Source organism: Aeromonas sp. S15(2024), from assembly GCF_041402265.1.
Classification (GTDB): Bacteria; Pseudomonadota; Gammaproteobacteria; order Enterobacterales; family Aeromonadaceae; genus Aeromonas; species Aeromonas dhakensis.
Genome location: NZ_JBGLQY010000004.1, coordinates 202,935 through 222,442, shown reverse-complemented (window position 1 = coordinate 222,442; position 19,508 = coordinate 202,935). Strand labels below are relative to the sequence as shown.

At 63.4% G+C, this 19,508-nt stretch carries 21 protein-coding genes; 6 read left to right on the top strand and 15 right to left on the bottom strand.

What is annotated here, in order from left to right; genetic code table 11:
* Positions 1–99: 99 nt before the first annotated feature.
* From parE to nudF, 10 genes are all read right to left on the bottom strand, one after another.
* Positions 100–1,998 carry a DNA topoisomerase IV subunit B gene (gene parE / locus ACB033_RS11590; RefSeq protein ID WP_017782516.1) on the bottom strand — a complete coding sequence of 633 codons (1,899 nt, stop codon included), beginning with the start codon at positions 1,996–1,998 and terminating at the stop codon, positions 100–102.
* Between the two features lie 114 nt (positions 1,999–2,112).
* Positions 2,113–4,122 carry an FUSC family protein gene (locus tag ACB033_RS11585; protein ID WP_371140525.1) on the bottom strand — a complete coding sequence of 670 codons (2,010 nt, stop codon included), beginning with the start codon at positions 4,120–4,122 and terminating at the stop codon, positions 2,113–2,115.
* A 1-nt stretch (position 4,123) separates the two neighbouring features.
* On the bottom strand, positions 4,124–4,990 hold the full coding sequence (locus ACB033_RS11580; RefSeq protein WP_371140524.1) for an efflux RND transporter periplasmic adaptor subunit: 867 nt from the start codon (positions 4,988–4,990) through the stop codon (positions 4,124–4,126).
* A complete protein-coding gene (locus ACB033_RS11575) occupies positions 4,983–5,201 on the bottom strand; it encodes a DUF1656 domain-containing protein (protein WP_005305321.1) in 219 nt (72 codons plus the stop codon). Before ACB033_RS11575 ends, ACB033_RS11580 begins: the two co-directional genes overlap by 8 nt.
* Positions 5,202–5,318: 117 nt before the next feature.
* Positions 5,319–5,720 carry a GFA family protein gene (locus tag ACB033_RS11570; RefSeq protein ID WP_054543528.1) on the bottom strand — a complete coding sequence of 134 codons (402 nt, stop codon included), beginning with the start codon at positions 5,718–5,720 and terminating at the stop codon, positions 5,319–5,321.
* 37 nt (positions 5,721–5,757) lie between these two features.
* On the bottom strand, positions 5,758–6,381 hold the full coding sequence (locus ACB033_RS11565) for an NUDIX hydrolase (protein WP_126880570.1): 624 nt from the start codon (positions 6,379–6,381) through the stop codon (positions 5,758–5,760).
* A 2-nt stretch (positions 6,382–6,383) separates the two neighbouring features.
* Positions 6,384–6,971, bottom strand: a complete 588-nt coding sequence (locus ACB033_RS11560) for a YqiA/YcfP family alpha/beta fold hydrolase (RefSeq protein WP_258118969.1) — start codon at positions 6,969–6,971, stop codon at positions 6,384–6,386.
* A 9-nt stretch (positions 6,972–6,980) separates the two neighbouring features.
* Positions 6,981–7,799, bottom strand: coding sequence for a 3',5'-cyclic-AMP phosphodiesterase (cpdA, locus tag ACB033_RS11555; RefSeq protein ID WP_126880572.1), 819 nt, complete (start codon positions 7,797–7,799; stop codon positions 6,981–6,983).
* A 26-nt stretch (positions 7,800–7,825) separates the two neighbouring features.
* Positions 7,826–8,227: a DUF1249 domain-containing protein gene (locus ACB033_RS11550; protein ID WP_236660533.1), complete on the bottom strand. Its 402-nt coding sequence runs from the start codon at positions 8,225–8,227 to the stop codon at positions 7,826–7,828.
* A gap of 46 nt (positions 8,228–8,273) precedes the next feature.
* Positions 8,274–8,915, bottom strand: a complete 642-nt coding sequence (nudF, locus tag ACB033_RS11545) for an ADP-ribose diphosphatase (protein WP_026139168.1) — start codon at positions 8,913–8,915, stop codon at positions 8,274–8,276.
* A 305-nt stretch (positions 8,916–9,220) separates the two neighbouring features.
* Between nudF and tolC the strand changes: the two genes are divergently transcribed.
* Positions 9,221–10,546 (top strand): outer membrane channel protein TolC, encoded by a 1,326-nt coding sequence (gene tolC / locus ACB033_RS11540; RefSeq protein ID WP_026139169.1) that lies wholly within the window; start codon positions 9,221–9,223, stop codon positions 10,544–10,546.
* A gap of 135 nt (positions 10,547–10,681) precedes the next feature.
* Here the strand turns inward: tolC and hldE are convergent, their stop codons facing one another.
* Positions 10,682–12,109 (bottom strand): bifunctional D-glycero-beta-D-manno-heptose-7-phosphate kinase/D-glycero-beta-D-manno-heptose 1-phosphate adenylyltransferase HldE, encoded by a 1,428-nt coding sequence (hldE, locus tag ACB033_RS11535; RefSeq protein ID WP_371140523.1) that lies wholly within the window; start codon positions 12,107–12,109, stop codon positions 10,682–10,684.
* A 263-nt stretch (positions 12,110–12,372) separates the two neighbouring features.
* Here hldE and lpxL point away from each other — a divergent pair, with 263 nt between their 5' ends.
* Both lpxL and ACB033_RS11525 read left to right on the top strand, forming a co-directional pair.
* Complete coding sequence (gene lpxL / locus ACB033_RS11530) at positions 12,373–13,296, top strand: LpxL/LpxP family Kdo(2)-lipid IV(A) lauroyl/palmitoleoyl acyltransferase (RefSeq protein WP_005305350.1); 924 nt, start codon at positions 12,373–12,375, stop codon at positions 13,294–13,296.
* A 150-nt stretch (positions 13,297–13,446) separates the two neighbouring features.
* Positions 13,447–13,914, top strand: a complete 468-nt coding sequence (locus ACB033_RS11525; RefSeq protein WP_005305352.1) for an energy transducer TonB — start codon at positions 13,447–13,449, stop codon at positions 13,912–13,914.
* A 103-nt stretch (positions 13,915–14,017) separates the two neighbouring features.
* On the opposite strand, the gene ACB033_RS11520 is transcribed toward ACB033_RS11525, so the two are convergent.
* Positions 14,018–14,977, bottom strand: a complete 960-nt coding sequence (locus ACB033_RS11520; protein WP_371140522.1) for an inorganic triphosphatase — start codon at positions 14,975–14,977, stop codon at positions 14,018–14,020.
* A gap of 169 nt (positions 14,978–15,146) precedes the next feature.
* Between ACB033_RS11520 and ACB033_RS11515 the strand changes: the two genes are divergently transcribed.
* The 3 genes from ACB033_RS11515 (at position 15,147) to ybaK (ending at position 17,734) form a co-directional block, all read left to right on the top strand.
* Positions 15,147–15,827, top strand: a complete 681-nt coding sequence (locus tag ACB033_RS11515; protein WP_005305357.1) for a TIGR00153 family protein — start codon at positions 15,147–15,149, stop codon at positions 15,825–15,827.
* Positions 15,828–15,851: 24 nt separating this feature from the next.
* A complete protein-coding gene (locus tag ACB033_RS11510) occupies positions 15,852–17,117 on the top strand; it encodes an inorganic phosphate transporter (RefSeq protein ID WP_005305360.1) in 1,266 nt (421 codons plus the stop codon).
* Positions 17,118–17,263: 146 nt separating this feature from the next.
* The gene (gene ybaK / locus ACB033_RS11505; RefSeq protein ID WP_017788178.1) at positions 17,264–17,734 is read left to right on the top strand and encodes a Cys-tRNA(Pro) deacylase; all 471 of its coding nucleotides are present in this window, start codon (positions 17,264–17,266) and stop codon (positions 17,732–17,734) included.
* Positions 17,735–17,780: 46 nt separating this feature from the next.
* On the opposite strand, the gene ACB033_RS11500 is transcribed toward ybaK, so the two are convergent.
* From ACB033_RS11500 to ACB033_RS11490, 3 genes are read right to left on the bottom strand one after another with little or no spacing between them, the layout of a single operon-like run.
* A complete protein-coding gene (locus ACB033_RS11500) occupies positions 17,781–18,515 on the bottom strand; it encodes a GNAT family N-acetyltransferase (protein ID WP_117405527.1) in 735 nt (244 codons plus the stop codon).
* Positions 18,505–18,942: a rhodanese-like domain-containing protein gene (locus tag ACB033_RS11495; RefSeq protein WP_042050197.1), complete on the bottom strand. Its 438-nt coding sequence runs from the start codon at positions 18,940–18,942 to the stop codon at positions 18,505–18,507. The genes ACB033_RS11500 and ACB033_RS11495 overlap by 11 nt, the downstream gene beginning before the upstream one ends.
* Positions 18,943–18,959: 17 nt before the next feature.
* Entirely contained in the window at positions 18,960–19,427 is a 468-nt protein-coding gene (locus ACB033_RS11490) for an OsmC family protein (protein ID WP_042050196.1), read from the bottom strand.
* Positions 19,428–19,508 lie beyond the last annotated feature (81 nt).

The following is a 19,508-nucleotide window of genomic DNA, read 5'->3' as shown; positions in this document are numbered from 1 at the left end:
CTTTCGGTTCGGGAGCCGCCACAGGGCGACTCCGGCTAAATGCTTGCTGGCCCTGTCCGGGCCAGCCGATGGCTTGGATGATGGCGAGAGTGGGCTGACCTAGATGATCGCCAGGTTGCCCTTCTCTTCCAACCATTCACGGCGATCACCGGCACGCTTCTTAGCCAGCAGCATGTCCATCAGTTGCAGGGTCTCGTCCCCCTCCTCCCCGGCCTCGCCCATGGTGAGTTGCACCAGGCGGCGGGTGTTGGGATCCATGGTGGTTTCCCGCAGCTGCTTGGGGTTCATCTCACCCAGCCCCTTGAATCGGGTCACCATCACCTTGCCCTTCTTCTTCTCGGCTTCGACCCGCTGCAGCACGCCGTTCTTCTCGTCCTCGTCGAGGGCGTAGTAGACCTCCTTGCCGATATCGATCCGGTAGAGGGGCGGCATGGCGACATAGACGTGGCCCTTCTCCACCAAGGCGCGGAAGTGCTTCACAAACAGGGCGCAGAGCAGGGTGGCGATGTGCAGACCGTCCGAGTCCGCATCCGCGAGGATGCACACCTTGCCGTAGCGCAGGCCGGAGAGATCGTCGGAGTCCGGGTCGAGCCCGATGGCCACCGAGATGTCGTGCACTTCTTGCGAGGCGAGTACCTGACCGGCCTCCACCTCCCAGGTGTTCAGGATCTTGCCGCGCAGCGGCATGATGGCCTGAAACTCCCGATCCCGTGCCTGCTTGGCACTGCCGCCCGCGGAGTCCCCCTCCACCAGGAACAGCTCCCCCTGCATGGGGTCGGCGCAGCCGCAGTCGGTGAGCTTGCCGGGCAGGGCCGGACCCTGGGTTATCTTCTTGCGCACCACCGTCTTGGCGGCGCGCATTCGGCGCTGGGCGCTGGAGATGCAGAGCTCGGCCAGCTGTTCGGCCAGCTCGGTGTTGCTGTTCAGATAGAGGCTGAAGGCATCCTTCACCACGCCGGAGACAAACGCCGAACTCTGGCGCGAGGAGAGCCGCTCCTTGGTCTGACCGGCAAACTGCGGATCCTGCATCTTGATGGAGAGGATGTAGGCGCAGCGATCCCAGATATCTTCCGGAGTGAGCTTGACACCGCGCGGCAACAGGTTGCGGAACTCGCAGAACTCGCGCATGGCGTCGAGCAGCCCCTGGCGCAGACCGTTGACGTGGGTACCACCCTGGGCGGTGGGGATCAGGTTCACATAGGATTCGGCGAGGCATTCGCCCCCTTCCGGCAGCCAGCACAGGGCCCAGTCCACCGCCGACTGCTCGGTGCTGAAGGCGCCGACGAAGGGCTGCTCCGGCAGGCAGGTGAACTGCTTGACCGCGTCGACCAGGTAATCCTTGAGGCCGTCTTCATAGCACCACTCCAGCTTGATGCCGGTGTTCTTGTCGAGGAACTTGATGGTGAGGCCCGGGCAGAGCACCGCCTTGGCCTTGAGCAGGTGCTCCAGCTTGGAGACCGAGAAACGGGGCGAATCAAAGTAGTGGGCTTCCGGCCAGAAGCGCACCCGGGTGCCGGTGTTGCGGCGCCCGCAGGTGCCGGTGATGGTCAGCTCCTGCACCTTCTCGCCCTTCTCGAAGGCGATGTCGTAGACCTGGCCGTCGCGGCGCACCGTCACCTCGACCCGCTCGGAGAGGGCGTTTACTACCGAGATGCCCACCCCGTGCAGACCGCCGGAGAACTGGTAGTTCTTGTTGGAGAACTTACCGCCCGCGTGCAGCTTGCAGAGGATCAGCTCCACCCCGCACACCCCTTCCTCCGGGTGGATGTCGACCGGCATGCCGCGGCCGTCGTCGATCACCTCGAGAGACTGATCTTCATACAGGGTCACCTCCAGGGTACGGGCGTGACCCGCCAGCGCCTCGTCGACGCTGTTGTCGATGACCTCCTGGCCGAGGTGGTTGGGCCGGGTGGTGTCGGTATACATGCCGGGGCGGCGACGCACCGGTTCAAGGCCATTGAGGACCTCAATGGCATCCGCATTGTATTGAGTAGACATGGAGGGCCTTGCGAATTGACGTTTGGGGAGAATCTTACTCGTTGGGAGGGTATTGGACAAACCCGGCGGCGGCAAAGCTTGATCCGGACGGGGTAAGTCGCCCCGCCGGCCCGTTCAGCGTGCCTCGGCCGCCACCGGCAGCGCCTGCTGCAACTGGGAGAGCGAACTGTGCAGCCGCCACACCATGCCGGCCAGCTCCCGCGCCGTCGGCTCCCTGTGGTTGGCCAGGGCCGCGCTGATCCGCTGCAGCTCGGCCAGGGTGCGATCCAGGGAGGCATGCTGCACCCCCTGCTCGGTGAGGATCCCCTGCAGAGAGCGGATGCAGTTGTCGCGCACCAGATAGAGAGGCTGATCCTCGCCGCGCCACTGGCGCAGCTGCCAGACGATGTGGCTGCAATTGAGCAGCACCACGCCCCAGCGCAGCACCCAGAGGCGGGCGGTCTGATCCTGGCTCTGGCTGAGCTGGCTGATGCAGTGGTAGATGCGCGATTCGAACTGGCTCTCGCTCTGGCGCGGGGCCGGCGCCAGCTGATCCATGAAGTGGCGGCGCAGGGAGCGGATGAGGCGGCGGCTCTTACGCCGATCCGAGCTCGGTCGCAGCAGCTGGAACGCCAGTCCGGCACTCATCACCCCCAGCGCCTGTCCCAGGCTGCCGTTGATGTACTGCAGGTAGTCGTAACTCGGCGGATTGGTGATGGCGAGAAAGGAGCCGAGCAGCACGATGAGCTGGCCCCACAGCACCGCCTGCCTGGGCTGTTGTTGCTTGAACAGCTGCATGGTGATGAGCACGGGCAGCAGCAGGGCGCAGAAGAGCCAGAAGTCGTCGAGGCGGATCATCAGGCCAAACTTGACCGCGAAGCAGATGAGGCTCAGCAGCAGGATCGCCTTGAGCATGGTGTTGGCCCCCTTGGCGGGCGCCGGGGTGGCCGAGTAGAGCACGCAGCAGATGGAGAGCAGGGTCAGCGCCGAGCTGCCCGCATCCCACTGGCTGTGGATCCAGAAGGCGCAGCCCAGCAGCACGCAGAGGAAAGTGCGCCCGCCGTTGTAGGCCGCCTCCAGCGTGTCGGTGTGGCTGGTGAGCGAGGAGTGGCGCGGCGGCGCCGGCCACTCCTGATCGTCGTAACGGGCCAGCCGATCCAGCCAGCGCTGGCACTCCAGATAGCTCCAGCAGAAGTGGCGCAGCCGCTGCCAGAAGGTGTGCAGCCGGTAGTCGCTGGCCACCGTCGGCGCCAGCGGGGCCAGCAGCCGGGCGATGCGGTACTTGTCACAGCCGGGCTGGCCCAGCTCGGCCAGCAATCGTTCCAGCAACGCCTGCAACCCTTCCGGTTGCGCCGGCCAGTTGTGCAGCATGCGGCGCTGGCTGGAGATGAGGCTGATGAGCCGCAGTTGGCGGTGCAGCAGGAAGTTGAGCAGCTTGTTGTGGCGGCGCAGCCGGTGGTGACTCCAGACCGCCTGGATGCGCAGCACGTTCATGGTGAGGATCTGGCCGATCAGCCCCTCGTGGGCGGTGCGCACCTCCGGGCTCGCCTCCCCCAACCAGAGCAGCTGGGCATGCTCCAGCAGGCGGGCCTGGGTCTTTTGCAGCGACTGCAGCAGGGTCTCGCCATCGGAGGTGCTGGGCAGGATCATCATCAGCAGGCCGCCGCAGAGGATGCCGACGATCACCTCGCTCACCCGAGCCTGGGCGATGTCGAAGATATGCTGCGGGTCGGTCACGTTGACGCAGGAGAAGGCGATGATGGCGGCGGTGTAGCCCGCCAGCGCAAAGGCGTAGGAGACGTTGTTTTGATGGTGGTTGGAGATGTAGGTACAGAGCGCCAGCCAGAGCGCGATGAGGAAGCTGAACAGCCAGGGATCGCTGATGCCCAGGCCGGTGATCACCACCGCCGCCATGGCACCGATGAGGCTGCCCACCACCCGCCCCAGACTCTTGCTGATGACCCCGCCCACGGTGGGAAAGCTCACCACGGCGGCTGAGGTCATCGCCCAGTAGGGGGAGTCCAGCTCCAGCACGAAGGCCAGCCAGAGCGACAGGCACATGGCCAGGCTGTTGCGCAGGGCGTAGCGCCACTGGCCGCCATTGGCCTTGCCCCAGGGGGTCTGGCGCCAGAGCGAGGCGGCCACCTTACTCCCCTATGGTGATGGTGCAGGTGGTGCCTGCAATCAGCGTCAGCCCGGGCGGCACCTCAAGCAGCTTGATCCGCACCGGCACCCGCTGGGCCAGCCGCACCCAGGGCACATTGGGCTTGACGTCCAGCAGCAGGTTGTCGGCCCCCTCCACGCTCTGATCGTGGATGGCGCGCCCTATGCTCTCCACCTCGCCACGCAGCCGCTGCTCCCCGCTGTAGAGCACCACCTCGGCCGGTTTGCCCGGCGCTATGTGTCTGAGCTTGGTCTCCTCGAAGTAGCCCTGCACGTAGAAGGAGTGGATGTCCACCAACGCCACCAGTGGCACGCCGGCGCTGGCATAGTTGCCGACCCGGGTCTGCAGGTTGGTGATGTAACCGTCGCTCGCGGCATGCACCCGGGTCTTGGCCAGCGACCATCTGGCCTGCTCCAGATTGGCCTGAGCCACCTGGTAGGCCGCCTTCATCGCCTGGGCGTTGAGGCGGGCCTCATCCACCGCCTCGGCGGAGATGACGCTGCGCGACAGGCCGCTGCGCCGGCTCGCCTCGTGCTCCGCCTTGTCGAGATCCGATTTGGCCTTGGCCAGCGCCGCCTGGGCGTTGTCCAGCGCGATCCGGTAGGGCTCGGGATCCAGGGTAAAGATCTCCTCCCCCGCCTTCACCAGCTGGTTGTCCTTCACCGCTATCTTGATGATCTTGCCCGACACCTCGGGGGTGACGCTGACCAGCTCGGCCCGCACCTTGCCATCCCGGGTCCAGGGCCCCTGCATGTAGTAGTTCCACAGCCACCAGCCCGCCGCCAGCGCCAGCGCGCAGACCAGCAGGGTGGAGAAGTATTTGAGGGTCGCGAGGGGTGATTTAGCCATGTAGCAATATCCATAGGGCGCCGCTGACGGCGAGGATAAACAGGGAGAGATCCATCAGCAGGGGATGCCAGACATCCCCGCCGTAGAGCCAGTCACGCAGCAGGTGGTGCACCGGCAGCCAGCCCAGCAGACCGAGCAGGACCGCCTTGAACAGGGGTGGAAAGTAGAGAGAGGCCCCCAGGATCAGATCCGGCAGAGCTGAAGTTGTCACAAGCGGGCTCCCTGTTGGCAAGCGAGATAATGCAGACTCACGACCCGCCCTGCGGCGGGTCTGGCAAGACTATCACAGCCCCGCAGGGTGCTACAGAAGCAGATGAGACCCTGCCGGTCAGACCAGCCGATCCGCCGGATGGTTGATGCCGTCGAGCAGCGGCACCTCGCCCAGCTCGAATGGATTGACCCCTTCAAGGCAGGCGAGGTTGTAACCATACTGGGCCGGATTGGAGCGGCGCTGATGGTGGGTGTAAATGCCGCAGACGCTGCAGAAGTAGTGTTTGGCGGTGCGGGTATTGAACTGGTAGCAGCTAAGCACTTCCTCCCCCTGCAGGATGCGGATGCCGGAGAGCGGCACCGAGGCGACGATGGCTCCCCGCCGCCGGCAGAGCGAGCAGTCGCAGCGGCGTGGATCCACCACGCCGTCCGGCAGGGTCAACTCCAGCACCACGGCGCCGCAATGGCAGCTGGCCTTGTGTTTCTCTTGAATGGGGGTATTGCCGATGCGCTTGATCATGCTGCCTCCTTGCAGACGGGTTCAGGTTCCGAGCCAATCAATCAAACAGGGTATCCCGCCGCCCCTGTGAAAGATGGTCGTACAGGGTGCGCAGCTGGGATTCCACAACCCGATGGCGAGAGAGCGGGGGCAAGTCGTCGATGGGAAAGAACCCCGCCCCTTTGGTTTCATCGGTTTCGTCCAGCAGCTGGCCGCCGGTCACCTCGCACAGGAAGAACGCCTTGTGAGCGTGGGGCAGCTGAGGTGGATGGGGGTGTTTGAGCTTGTCGAACAGCGCCAGCAGCTGCACGGCCCGACACGCCAGGCCGGTCTCCTCCACCACTTCGCGCACCACGGCCCCCGCCGGCGAGTCACCGATGTCGCACCAACCCCCCGGCAGCGTCCAGCAGCCATCGCTGCGCTCCTGCACCAGCAGGATATGGCCCGCATCGTTCTGAATGAAGGCCCGCACATCGAGCTTGGGGGTAGGATAACCGCTGTCGAGGGCGATCCAGTCGTCGATGGCTTCAGGTGCCAGCTCGCTCTGGCTGGCGATGAGCGCCACCGTGGCGGCGCGCAGCGCCTCGAAGCGGCCGATATCGAAGGGATCCTTGGAGTAAGTGAGGCCCGCCTGCGCCGTGGCCAGCACCTGTTCCAGAAAGGCGGCCAACGGTGGTTGCATTATTAAAGCCCGAGGAAACGGACGATCTGGGCGGGGTAGCGCTCGAATGCCACGAAGGCGTGGTCGCCACCGCACTCCAGCGAGAGGCGGGCAAAACGGTATTCGTCCAGCGCCTTGCGGTAGTCGAGCACCTCGTCTTCCTGCTGTTGCAGTACCCAGAGCCGCTCGGGGGTCCTCACCGCTACCGCCAGCGCCCGCAGCTCATCCATGTGTTCAGGCAGCAGTAGATACTGCTCCCCCGTGTAGGGATTGGTCTGGGGGCCGAGGTAGTCGCAGAGCAGCTCGTGCGGGCGCACCGCCGGGTTGATCAGGGCGGCGTGGCAGCCATATCGCTCGCTGACCCGGGTCGCCATAAAGCCGCCGAGGGAGCTGCCCACGGCGCCAAGTTTGAATGCGTTGCCATAACGGCTCTGCAGATCGGCAATGGTCTGCTCGATGGCCGCCCAGGCCGCCGCCGGGGTGTTGGGCTGGGCCGGGATCACCACCTCGATATCGGGTCTGTGCTCGGCCACCCAGGCCGCCATTTGCTGCGCCTTGGCAGAACCGGGCGAGGAGTTGAAACCGTGCAGGTAGAGGAGTACGGGCTTCATCGCGACTCCTCAATAGCCGGTGGCATCGGGGTCGGGCACGAACTGCCCCACCGGCAGGCGCCACACCTGGCTGGCGATGCGGCCATCCGGGTAGAGGGTGAGGTAGCGCCAGCCCGGGCCGGACTCGTCCAGCGCGAAGCCATCAGAGAGCGGTTTGAACTGGATGCAGGTGGAGGGGCTGGCGATCAGCCGCACCCCGCGGTGCACCTCGTCAAACTCCTGGTGGACGTGGCCGAACAGTATGGTCTTCTGCTGCGGGTGGCGGGCCAGCACGGCAAACAGGTCGTCGGCATTCTTGAGATTGTGCTGATCGAGCCAGGCACAGCCCACCGGCACCGCCTGATGGTGCAGGGCGATCAGGGCATGACGCTCGGGATGCTGGCGCAGCGCCTGATCCAGCGCCGCCAGCTGGTGATCCCCCAGCACCCCGTGAGGTTTGCCGCGCACCTGGGTATCCAGCAGGATCACCTGCCAGTGCTCGCCTACCAGCTGCTTGGCCTCGCTGATGCCGGCCGCGTGCAGGTATTCGGTCATCAGAGGGCCATCGTCGTGGTTGCCGGGCAGCCAGTAGATGGGGCGCGCCAGCGGCGCCACCATGGAGGCGAAGCGCTGGTAGGACTCCGGACTGTGATCCTGGGAGAGATCCCCGGTGGCGAGGATCAGATCGAACGGATGGTCATTGGCCTGCACCCGTTCCAGCACGGCAGCCAGGCTCTCGGCAGTGCGCACGGCCAATAGCCGCCCCTCGGCACTCGCGAAGAGGTGGGTGTCGGTAATTTGCAACAGGCGCACACTGCCGTCCTGCGCCTGGGGTAGCTCTGTTTCCAAAATCACGCTTCTTTTTATGAGTTCAACTAGAGGATGTTTATCAGGCTGGTACCATGTCTGAGACAAAATTTTAGCCAATCGGCCAGAAACAGGTTTACCTGCTCCTTTTCATCCCGCTGGTGCATATTTTTATTGGGATAATCATAACGTGGTTGCAACCTTGAAATCTGTTGCGCCGCACACACTTCCGCCATCCGCACATCATGGTACAAACGAATCTCTATCCGGGCCTGCAAATAACTCGGCAATTCCGGGTTGTGCTGGGCCAGGATCACCTGGCTGGTGAAGCGGCTCTCCTCGCTCACCGTGAGCTGGAACTGCAGGCCGTTGCCTACCTGATAACGGCGTTCCGCCCCCACAGTGCCGCCCGGGGGCAGCAGCTTCATCAGGGTCATGTAGTTCACCTCGCAGGTACGCTGCAAGGACATCAAATCAGGCACATAGCGCTTGGCCTGGGTATGAACGAGCGCCACCTCAGCGCTCCGCCAGCCAGCGGGCGCGCAGCTCGCCGTGGTTGAGGGCCAGCCACTGCAGGGCGATGACGGAAGCGGCGTTGTCGATGCGCCCCTCTTTGAGCCAGGCATAGGCCTGCTCGCGGCTCACCACGTGAACCCGGATGTCTTCCCCCTCTTCCGCCAGACCGTGGATCCCCTCGGCCTGGCTGGCATCTACTTCGCCCACGTAGACCTCGATCCGTTCGGTGCTGCCGCCCGGGCTCACCAGATAGCTGATGGCGTGCTCGCAGCGGCCGACCTCGATGCCCGCCTCTTCCACCGCTTCGCGCCGCACCACGGCCTCGGCGGTCTCCCCTTCATCTATGATGCCGGCCACCAGTTCCAGCAGCCAGGGGGTGGCACTGGTCTCGATGGCGCCGATGCGAAACTGCTCCACCAGCACGATCTGGTCTCGCACCGGGTCGTAAGGCAACAGGGCGGCGGCATGGCCGCGCTCGAACAGCTCGCGGACGATGGGCTCGTTCCAGCCTCCCGCAAACAACTTGTGCTGCAGACGATAGATGTTCACCTTGAAGAAGCCGTTATATCCCGATGATTTATCGATGATTTTTACGTCATCGGCAGAGTAGTGACGGGTTTGGGGCAAGGCTTGCTGCGACATACGAGACTCCCACCAGCTTGACTTGGCTCGGTTAGACCATAAAATCCGGGAACATGAATGAACATTCATTCACTCGCTCCCGTCGGAGAAGAGGGATGGATTTTAGCAGCCACAGGGCATTTGGCTAGGCGCGAGGGGGAGAAAACTCACCCTCGTCCTTGACGTTCCTGTCGCTGGAAAAGAGACAGTTAGCATAAAATTTTGCTTATAGTAGAGTGATTAAGCTGAAATCAAGCTTGCTCAATGACAATACCCTCCTTCATCCAGCGACAGCTTTGGGTTAATACATAAGGTTAAAACGATCTATGAAAAGAACACTCTTGTCAGCCATGGTGTTGTTGGGCGTCAGCGCCGGCGCCCATGCCGAAAACCTGCTCGATATCTACCAACAGGCCCAGATCAAGGATACCCAGCTGCTGGAATCCAAAGCCAAACGCGACCAGGCCTTCGAGAAGATCAACGAGTCCCGCGCCGCCCTCTTGCCGCAGATCAACCTGGGTGCCGGGCTGAACTACCTGCAGAACAAGGGTGACACCCAGACCAACAGCAACGCCACCGGTTCCCTGTCGCTGGATCAATCCATCTACCGCCGCAGCAACTGGGTCAACCTGAGCCTGACCGAGAAGAGCGCCACCCAGTCCGACGTGGCCTACAACCTCGAGATCCAGAACCTGATGCTGCGTACCGCCCAGGCCTATTTCAACGTGCTCAAGGCGATGGATACCCTGGAATTCGTGCGCGCCAACAAGGCCGCGGTGGAACGTCAGCTGGAACAGACCCAGCAGCGCTTCGAAGTGGGCCTGACCGCCATCACCGACGTGCACGAGGCCGAGGCCGAGCGCGACCAGGCGCTGGCGGACGAGATCAACGCCGAGAACACCCTGGACAACAGCTACGAGAGCCTGCGCGAGCTGACCGGTATCGATCACCGTCAACTGGACGTGCTCAACACAGATCGCTTCAGCCCGCAGAAGACTCCGTTCAACTCCGACAAGTGGCTGGAGCTGGCGCTGGACAAGAACCTGCAACTGCACAGCGCCCGCATCGGCAAGGATATCGCCAAGGAGCAGATCGATCTGGCCAAGACCGGTCATGAGCCGACCCTGGATCTGGGCGCCGGCCTCTCCAGCACCTACAGCGACTACAAGGACGAGATCCGCAACCCGGAGAGCAACGCCAATCAGGCCAACATAGGTCTGAACTTCAAGCTGCCGCTCTACACCGGCGGGGCGACCACCTCCCAGGTCAAGCAGTCCCAGTTCAACTACGTGGCCGCCAGCGAGCAGCTGGAGCGCAGCTTCCGCAACGTGCAGAGCACGGTGCGCTCCTCCTACAACAACGTGAACGCCAGCATCGGCTCGGTCCGCGCCTACGGCCAGTCCGTCATCTCCGCCGACAGCGCCCTGAAGGCGACCGAAGCGGGCTACGAGGTCGGCACCCGCACCATAGTCGATGTGCTGGACTCCACCCGCAAGCTGTACCAGGCCAAGCAGAAGCTCTCCGAGGCCCGCTACAACTACATCCTGAGCATCCTCTCCCTCAAGCAGGCCGCCGGCACGCTGGAACAAAAGGATCTGGAAGACGTGAACCAAGGGCTGATGCCCGCCAGCCAGGCCAAGAGCAAATCCTGAGCCTATTGATGGCAGCAAAAAGGCGACCCCAGAGTCGCCTTTTTCATCTGTAGCCTGCAGGGAGTGGCGAGTTCGAATCGCCGTCCAGCTCCCGCCGCAGAGCATAAAAAAACCCGGCCAAGGCCGGGTTTTCGCTTATCCGCGTTCGCGGATGGTCTTGATGATGTCGGTGGTGGAGCAGCCATCCTCGAAGTTGAGGACCCGCACCTCGCCGCCGTTGGCAGTCACTTCGGCGTAGCCGGCAATCTCTTCCGGCTTGTAGTCGCCGCCCTTGACCAGCAGGTCCGGCAGCACCTCGGCGATCAGTCGCTGCGGGGTATCCTCGGAGAAGGGCACTACCCAGTCCACGGCACCCAGCGCGGCCAGCACGGCCATCCGGCGCTCGGTCGGATTGACCGGACGACCCGGCCCCTTGAGGCGGCGCACCGACTCGTCGGTGTTGACCGCCACGATCAGGCGATCCCCCAGCTTGCCGGCATTGGCCAGGTAGGAGACGTGACCGGCGTGCAGAATGTCGAAACAGCCGTTGGTCATCACCACCTTCTCGCCACGCAGGCGGGCGGCCTGCACGGCAATCTTGAGCTGGGCTTCGGACATGACGCCAAAACCAGTCTCCTGCTCGGTATAGAGCGCATTGGCCAGCTCCACCGGGCTGACGGTGGAGGTCCCCAGCTTGCCGACCACGATGCCGGCGGCGGTGTTGGCCAGGGCACAGGCCTCGTCCAGGCTCTTGCCGGCGGCCAGCGAGGTGGCCAGGGTGGAGATGACGGTATCACCGGCACCGGTCACGTCATACACCTCGTGGGCCTGGGCCGGCAGATGCAGCTCGGGCTGGCCTTCGCGGATCAGGGTCATGCCGTTTTCGGAACGGGTGACCAGCAGGGCCTCCAGCTCGAAGCGCTTGACCAGCTCCAGCCCCTTGGCAACCAGCACCTCTTCGCTCTTCACCTTGCCCACCACAGCCTCGAACTCGGACATGTTGGGGGTCAGCAGGGTGGCACCACGGTACTTCTCGAAATCGGTTCCCTTGGGATCGACCAGCACAGGGATGCCGGCGGCGCGGGCACGCTGGATCATGCCGGGCACGTCGTTGAGGGCGCCCTTGCCGTAGTCGGAGAGGATCATCACGTCGCTGTGCGGCAGTGCCTGCTCGACCTTGCCCATCAGCAGGGTGGAGTCCACATCGTGGAAGGCCTCTTCAAAGTCCAGACGCAGCAGCTGCTGGTTGCGCGACAGCACGCGCAGCTTGGTGATGGTCGGGTAGTCGGCCAGACGAACGAAGTCACAGGCGACCTTGACGCCGGCCATCTGGCCAGCCAGGGCATCGGCGGCCTCATCCTGACCGGTCAGACCCAGCAGCACGGCGTGGGCGCCCAGCGCGGCGGAGTTGAGCGCCACGTTGGCCGCGCCACCCGGGCGCTCCTCAATGTGTTCGACCTTGACCACGGGCACCGGTGCCTCGGGCGAGATCCGGCCGGTGGGGCCATGCCAATAACGGTCCAACATGACATCGCCAACGACCAGAACGCGGGCTTTTTCAAACTCGGGCAGGGTGATCTTCATCTGTATCGACTCTCAAAACCTGAAAAATCAGCCGCCGATTTTATCACACTCTTTTATTGGGTGTGAAAAAAGCGCGAGGGCGCCGCTTGGTGCTTTTCAGCGCTGACCAGGGCAGAGGCCATTCGCACCCGGACCCGCTTTTCGGCTAGAATCCCCCGATTGCGAGTAAAACGATCCGCTCTGGATATCCACGTGCCTTTATCGCCTCCCCTTATCCGGCCGGGTCTTCCCTGCCCATGGCGATTGCGAACAAGAGACTTTTCATGGCCCACGACAATGCTCCCCGTCTAGAACCCCGCCTGTTTCATCCCCGTTACTGGGCCAGCTGGTTCGGCCTCAGCCTGCTCTGGCTGCTGGTGCTGCTGCCCTGGCGCAGCCAGATGTGGCTGGGTCGCCAGCTCGGCAACCTGGCCCGCAAGGTTTTGAAATCCCGCGTCAAGGTTGCCCGCCGCAATCTGGAGCTGGCGATGCCCGAGTTGAGTCGGGATCAGCGCGAAACGCTGCTCAAGCAGAACTTCGAGAGCGTGGGCTGCGCCATCTTCGAAGTGGGCATGGCCTGGTTCTGGCCAGACTGGCGGATGCGCAACCTGATGAAGGTGGAAGGGGAAGAGCACGTCATCGCCGCCATGGAGAAGGGTCAGGGCATGCTGCTGCTCTCCTGCCACTTCCTGACGCTGGAGCTCAACGCCCGCTGTTTCGGCCTGGTGCGGCCCGGGGTCGGCGTCTATCGCCCCAACACCAATCCGGTGCTGGAGTATGCCCAGTATCACGGCCGCTGCGCCTCCAACAAATACCTGGTTGACCGGATGGACGTGAAGGGGATGATCAAGGCGCTGCGCAACGGCGATGCGCTCTGGTACGCTCCGGATCACGACTACGGCAGCCATGCCAGCGTGTTCGTACCCTACTTCGCGGTAGAACAGGCCGCCACCATCACAGGCACCGCCACCCTGGCGCGGGTGAAAAACACCGTCACCCTGCCCTGCTACAACATCCGCACCAGCGAGGGTTACACCCTGCATATCGGGGCGCCGCTCGCCGACTATCCAAGCGGTGACGACCTGGCCGATGCAGCCCGAGCCAACCGCGAGATCGAGGCGGCCGTGCGCAAGGCGCCGGAGCAGTACATGTGGCTGCACCGCCGCTTCAAGACCAGGCCCAACCCGGAGGATGCGGGTTACTACTGAGCCAATCAGAGCAGAAAGCCGCCGAAAGGCGGTTTTTTCTGGCCTGTTGCCGGTAAAGGGTTTTCATTCGTGGCTGAATATTTTATTAATGGCCCTGCCGAGCGGTGGGCCCCGGCCCGCCTGCAATACCAATAACGAAGGGAAGCGAACATGAAAGCCACTCTTTTGCTGGGCGCCCTGTGCGCATTGACCGGCTGCAGCCAGCAGAGCCACACAGTCCACCTGACCTCCCTCCCCTTAAGCGATCTGAAGGAAGTGAACGCCCAGTGGAGCCCGCTCACCCGCATGGAGTCCCGCTACCCCAGAGAGGCCATACTGGCGGAGCAGACCGGCTGCAGCTCCCTCGAGTACGTGATCAGCCCGGCAGGGCGGGCCGAGCAGATCCGGGTGCTGGAGAGCAGCGACCCACAGTTCAGCGATGCCGCCATCGCCGTGCTGCAGCAGTGGCAATGGCAGGCCACCGCCGCCAACCCGCAGCACAGTCCGGTCAAATCCCGCACCCGCTTCGAATTCTGCATCGAACACAACGGCCAGCCCTGCGACACCAGTGCACTGGAACAGCGCTGTCAGGGGGAAGACGTGGTGCGCAGCACCGGGCTGGTCTACACCCAGGTCTGATCTGGCCTCGATTGCCTGCCGGCGACGCGCCCATCGCCAACCAAAGAAAAAGGTGAGCCAGGCTCACCTTTTTTGCATTGCAGGCGCGACACCGCTCGGCTGATCACCCTTGCCGATGCAGCCAGGCGGCGATGGCCAGCTGCAGGACCACGTAATCGGCCTGCAGAAACAGCGCCGGCAACGCCTGCTGCCAGTCGGCCTGCCCGGCGACCAAGGCCAGCCGCTGCCCGAACCGGGTTAGGCCGTCAAGCCAGTCCGCTGCCAGCAACCTGCCGGCAGCCTCGGCAATCAGGTCCATCCCCAGGCGCAGCTGCTGCAACGCCAGCATCTGCTGCGCGGCGTCCGTCTGCTCCAGCCAGTACTGTTCATGGTGCTGCCAGTGCTGCAGACCCAGGGTGATGCGTGCTACAGCACTCAGCTCGGTAGCCGCGGGCAGGGATTGCAGGGCCAGCGGCTTGCCAAGCCCCGCCAGCCGATACCCGCGCTGGGCCTTGGACTGAGCCCCGAGGCGCAGGCCACCCAGCCCAGCCAGCTGCTCAGCCAAGCCAAACAGGGCGCTCGCCTCGCCAGATTTGAGCTCCAGCTCCAGCTCGTCGATGGGGCTCTTGCCGAGCACGCCGACAATCTCCCCCTGATCCCAGGCCAGCTCGATTTCGGCCCCCTCGAAGGCGATCAGCCAGTGGCGACGCAGAAAGTCGGTGCGAAACTGGGCCACCAGTTCGCCCTGGATCCCGTCGCGCACCGCCAGGCTTGGCCAGATCGCATCGGGGAAGGCGGCCAAGGCAGGCAGATCGCCCTCGACGGGGGCATTGTATTCGGGTCTGGCATGCAATCCGCCCACCACCTGACCCCGACATTTAATCGTCTGTTCGGCAAAATCATCGCTGCGACGAATTCGCAATCCCATTTCGAGTCGGCGTAAATCCAGCGCGGGCGTATCAAAATAGACATTGCCGAGCTCGGCTTGGGAGCTGGATATAATTTCCAGTGAATTCAGAAAGTTGAAAAAAGGCTGTCGAATATCTCGGGAGACAAAAAACTTTATCTCGATCTCAGTTTGCATAGTCATTCCGGGCTGGCAGGCAACTTTGGGGGGCGTGATGCTAAGCGCGAGGATATAATGCCTGCGATACATCAGGATTAATTCACGGTTTTATTGATGGCGCAGTTCGGTTACCATGCGCCCCTCATAAAATCGTATCGAGTGTTTTTTCACCGACACAGGTTTGGCCATGCCAGTAAATACTATTTTGGGGCTTTTTGCCAAGTCCCCCATCAAGCCGCTCCAGAAGCATATCGTCAAGGTTCACCAGTGCTCCCAGCAGTTGGTTCCCTTCTTTGATGCCGTTGCCGAAGACCGTTGGGAAGATGCCGAGAAGATCCGGCAGCAGATTGCCCAGCTGGAGAAAGAAGCGGACATCCTCAAGCGTGAAATCCGTCTGAAGCTGCCCCGTGGTCTGTTCCTGCCGGTCGCCCGTACCGACCTGCTCGAACTGCTGACCCAGCAGGACAAGATCGCCAACCGTGCCAAGGATATTTCCGGCCGCATGCTTGGCCGCAAAATGGAATTCCCCTCCGAGATGCGGGCCGATTTCATGGCCTATCTCAAACGCTGTATCGATGCGACCGCCCAAGCCGAGAAAGCCATCGGAGAACTCGATGAGCTGCTCGAAACCGGCTTTAAAGGACGTGAAGTTGAAATGGTTGCCGAGATGATCCACCAGCTGGATCTTATCGAGGACGATACTGACACCATGCAGATCGGGCTGCGCCAACAGCTGCAAGCCGTTGAGCAGAAATACAATCCGATCGACGTTATGTTCCTCTACAAGATCCTCGAATGGGTAGGTGACCTGGCAGATCAGGCCGAGCGTGTAGGCGCCCGTCTGGAACTGATGCTGGCTCGTTCGTAATCGACTGACTGGGTAAAACACTGAATGGACATTATCGCGAATTACGGCACCACTCTGGTGCTCGTGGCGGCCTTGTTCGGCTTTTTGATGGCCTGGGGCATTGGTGCGAATGACGTGGCCAACGCCATGGGCACGTCGGTCGGCACCAAATCCCTGACCATCCGTCAGGCGATCATCATCGCCATGATCTTTGAATTTGCTGGTGCCTATCTGGCCGGTGGTGAAGTCACCGCCACCATCCGCAACGGCATCATTGACAGCAACGCCTTTGCCGCCACCCCGGATCTGCTGGTGCTCGGCATGATCGCCTCCCTGCTGGCCGCCGGCGCCTGGTTGATCCTGGCCTCCTACTTCGGCTGGCCCGTCTCCACCACCCACTCCATCATCGGCGCCATCGTCGGCTTCGCCGTGGTGAGCGTGGGCCCGGAAGCGGTGCAGTGGAGCAAGTTCGGCGGCATCGTCGGCTCCTGGGTGGTCACTCCGGCCATCTCCGGCGTCATCGCCTACTTCATGTTCATCAGCGTGCAGAAGCTCATCTTCAACACCGATGATCCCCTCAACAACGCCAAGCGCTACGTCCCCTTCTACATGTTCCTGACCGCGCTGGTGATCTGCCTGGTCACCATCAAGAAGGGGCTGACCCACGTCGGTCTGCACCTGAGCGATGGCGAGGGTATCCTGCTCTCCGTTGCCATCTCCATCGCGGTGGCCTTTGCCGGCTGGATCTACATTCGCGGCCAGCAGTACAACCCGCAGGATGACAGCAAGATGCACTTCGCCAACGTGGAGAAGGTATTCGGCATCCTGATGATCATCACCGCCTGTGCCATGGCCTTTGCCCACGGCTCCAACGACGTGGCCAACGCCATCGGTCCGCTCTCCGCGGTCGCCTCCATCGTGGCGGCCGGCGGCGAGATCGGCGGCAGCTCCCACATCGCCTGGTGGATCCTGCCACTCGGCGGCATCGGCATCGTGATCGGTCTGGCCACCATGGGCGAGAAGGTGATGGCGACCGTCGGCACCGGCATCACCCACCTGACCCCGAGCCGTGGCTTCGCCGCCCAGCTGGCCACCGCCGCCACCGTGGTGATCGCCTCCGGTACCGGTCTGCCCATCTCCACCACCCAGACTCTGGTCGGTGCTGTCATGGGCGTGGGTCTGGCGCGCGGTATCGCGGCCCTGAACCTGGGCGTGCTGCGCAACATAGTGGTCTCCTGGGTCATCACATTGCCTGCGGGTGCCATCCTGGCCATCGCCATCTTCTACGTGCTGCAGATCTGCTTCTCCTGAGGCGCACCGCAGTGAAGAGCCCGGGTCATTGACCCGGGCTTTTTTATCTCGGCGCGCTCATCCACACCTTGGGGACGCGAGCAACTTGCATCACCCGCCCACCAGGCGCAGACTGTTTGGCCTTGTTTCGACTCAAGGCTCTCATCATGACACCAGCCATCAACCTGCTGAAAAAGCTCAAGATCCCCCACAAGCTCTACCCCTACGAGTGCGAAGCCCACGACGACTTCGGCAAGCATGCCGCGACCCAGCTCGGCCTGCCGGAAGCCCAGGTGTTCAAGACCCTGATCGCCCATCACGACAAGCAGGCGGTAGTGGCCATCGTCCCCTCGTCCGGCCTGTGCAGCCTCAAGCAGCTGGCCAAGGCCACCGGCCTCAAGAAGGTGGAGATGATGAAGCCGGCGGAGGCCGAGAAGCTGACCGGCTACAAGGTGGGCGGCATCAGCCCGCTGGCCCAGAAGAAGCTGCTGCCCACCGTGCTCGACGACTCGGCCATGCAGTTTGACGAGATCCTGGTGAGCGGCGGCAAGCGCGGCCTCTCGGTCGGGGTAGCCCCCGCCGACATGCTGCGCCTGATGAAGTGGATTGCCGCCCCCATCGGCGAGCACCATGACTAACGCCTGAAATGACAGAGGCCCCGCGAGCGGGGCCTCGTTTGTCTTGTCACGGCAACTGACCATCGCCACGACAAGCTGTGGTCAGTTCGGACAACCGCAACCGCTGCCTGCCGCGCTCATCGAAGTTGTCGGGCGCCAGCCAGCGCGCAAAGCAATCCTGCAGCGCCGGCCACTCACTGTCGATCACCGAGAACCAGGCGGTGTCCCGCGTCCGCCCCTTGTCCACCCGGTTCTGGCGAAAGGTCCCCTCGTAACTGAAACCGAGCCGCAGCGCCGCCTGCCAGGAGGGCTTGTTCAAGGCATTGCACTTCCATTCGTAACGACGGTAGCCGAGGGCGAAGGCATTGGCCATCATCAGCGCCATGGCCGCCGTCGCCAGCCTTGAGCGCTGCAGGGCGGGGGAAAAGTGCAGCCAGCCCACCTCTATGCTGCCCGCCAGAGGGTCGATGCGCAGGTAGCTGGCCAGCCCCAGCGGCTGTTCGCCATCCTCGTCGAAGATGGTGTAGAACTGGGGGTCTGTCTTGGCGGCGCACTCTCGCAGCCAGACCAGCATATCCGCCTCTGTTGCATAGGGGCCTGTGGTCAGATAGGTCCACATGGCCCCACTGTCGGCGCGGAAGGCCTGCCACAGGCCGGGGCCGTGACGCTCGGGATCCAGCGGCTCCAGCCGGCAGCCCCAGCCGTTGAGCGTGCGGCGGGGCGGAAACTCGGCGCCCCGCCAGTCGGGCAGCGGCGCTCCGACCGGCTGGTCGAACTCGTTCAGATGGATATCAGCAGCCACAGGCAATCCCTCCCGTTTGCAGCACACCCGGTTCGCTACCGGTAGCGACCGCAAAACCGTCCTGCCGCCACCAGTGCAGGCCACCGATCAGCTCCTTGACCTGAAAGCCGAGCGCCGCCAGCTTGCAGGCGCCACGGGTCGAGCCGTTGCAGCCGATGCCGTCGCAATAGCAGACATAGACCTTGTCCCGCGCCAGTACTGCCGTGGTGGCCGGGTTCATAGTGGCGTGGGGGAAGCTGATGGCACCGGGGATGTGTCCCTCGGCGTAGTGACCGGCAGAGCGGGTGTCGATGACCACGATCTGCTCTTCCCCGGCCAGCAGATCGGCGGCCAGATCCGCCGGGTCGGTGCGAAAGGCCAGCTGGGCCTCGAAGAAGAGGCGGGCTTGCTCGGCGCTGGCCAGTCCGCTGCTCAATACATGACTCATAGTGACGCTCCTTGTACTCACACCCGGATCCGGGTGGTGATGACTGTGGTGACCGAGTTGGCGATGAAACACTCCTCGTGGGCCTGGTGGTGCAACTGCTCAAGCGCGACCAGATCCGGCTGGCGTTCGCCGCCGAACTGCACCAGCGGCTGCAGGGTGACCCGGGTGATGGCCTGACGAGTGCGGGTATTGGCCTCCATGATGCCCACCGCCTCGTCCCGGTAGCTCTCCACCCGATAGCCCGCCCTGGCCGCCAGCCAGAGGAAGGTGAGCATGTGGCAGCTGGAGATAGCCGCGACGAAGGCCTCTTCCGGATCGACGTGCTCGGCCACCGACCAGGGCAGCGGCACCACGTGGGGGGACGAGGAGGCGGGCACCCTGACGCCGCCGTCGAACTCCCACCAGTGGGCCCGGCTGTAGCGTTGATCGACGAAGGGCTCGCTAGCCCCGCGCTGCCAGCTGATGGTGGCGCTGTACTCCGACATGCAGACTCCTTTCTCAATTGCCAATCGTTGTGGATCCCGAACCTTGAGCCTCAATGTAGCGACATAATGGCCTTGCCACGC

Excerpts from the sequence above, each read along its gene's own strand:
- ACB033_RS11570 (WP_054543528.1), bottom strand. The coding sequence starts at position 5,720 with ATGATCAAGCGCATCGGCAATACCCCCATTCAAGAGAAACACAAGGCC.
- ACB033_RS11515 (WP_005305357.1), top strand. The coding sequence starts at position 15,147 with ATGCCAGTAAATACTATTTTGGGGCTTTTTGCCAAGTCCCCCATCAAG.
- ACB033_RS11550 (WP_236660533.1), bottom strand. The coding sequence starts at position 8,227 with ATGTCCTTGCAGCGTACCTGCGAGGTGAACTACATGACCCTGATGAAG.
- ACB033_RS11560 (WP_258118969.1), bottom strand. The coding sequence starts at position 6,971 with ATGAAGCCCGTACTCCTCTACCTGCACGGTTTCAACTCCTCGCCCGGT.
- ACB033_RS11510 (WP_005305360.1), top strand. The coding sequence starts at position 15,852 with ATGGACATTATCGCGAATTACGGCACCACTCTGGTGCTCGTGGCGGCC.
- ACB033_RS11490 (WP_042050196.1), bottom strand. The coding sequence starts at position 19,427 with ATGTCGGAGTACAGCGCCACCATCAGCTGGCAGCGCGGGGCTAGCGAG.
- ybaK (WP_017788178.1), top strand. The coding sequence starts at position 17,264 with ATGACACCAGCCATCAACCTGCTGAAAAAGCTCAAGATCCCCCACAAG.
- parE (WP_017782516.1), bottom strand. The coding sequence starts at position 1,998 with ATGTCTACTCAATACAATGCGGATGCCATTGAGGTCCTCAATGGCCTT.
- ACB033_RS11580 (WP_371140524.1), bottom strand. The coding sequence starts at position 4,990 with ATGGCTAAATCACCCCTCGCGACCCTCAAATACTTCTCCACCCTGCTG.
- ACB033_RS11495 (WP_042050197.1), bottom strand. The coding sequence starts at position 18,942 with ATGAGTCATGTATTGAGCAGCGGACTGGCCAGCGCCGAGCAAGCCCGC.
- lpxL (WP_005305350.1), top strand. The coding sequence starts at position 12,373 with ATGGCCCACGACAATGCTCCCCGTCTAGAACCCCGCCTGTTTCATCCC.
- ACB033_RS11520 (WP_371140522.1), bottom strand. The coding sequence starts at position 14,977 with ATGCAAACTGAGATCGAGATAAAGTTTTTTGTCTCCCGAGATATTCGA.
- ACB033_RS11525 (WP_005305352.1), top strand. The coding sequence starts at position 13,447 with ATGAAAGCCACTCTTTTGCTGGGCGCCCTGTGCGCATTGACCGGCTGC.
- ACB033_RS11565 (WP_126880570.1), bottom strand. The coding sequence starts at position 6,381 with ATGCAACCACCGTTGGCCGCCTTTCTGGAACAGGTGCTGGCCACGGCG.
- hldE (WP_371140523.1), bottom strand. The coding sequence starts at position 12,109 with ATGAAGATCACCCTGCCCGAGTTTGAAAAAGCCCGCGTTCTGGTCGTT.
- tolC (WP_026139169.1), top strand. The coding sequence starts at position 9,221 with ATGAAAAGAACACTCTTGTCAGCCATGGTGTTGTTGGGCGTCAGCGCC.
- nudF (WP_026139168.1), bottom strand. The coding sequence starts at position 8,915 with ATGTCGCAGCAAGCCTTGCCCCAAACCCGTCACTACTCTGCCGATGAC.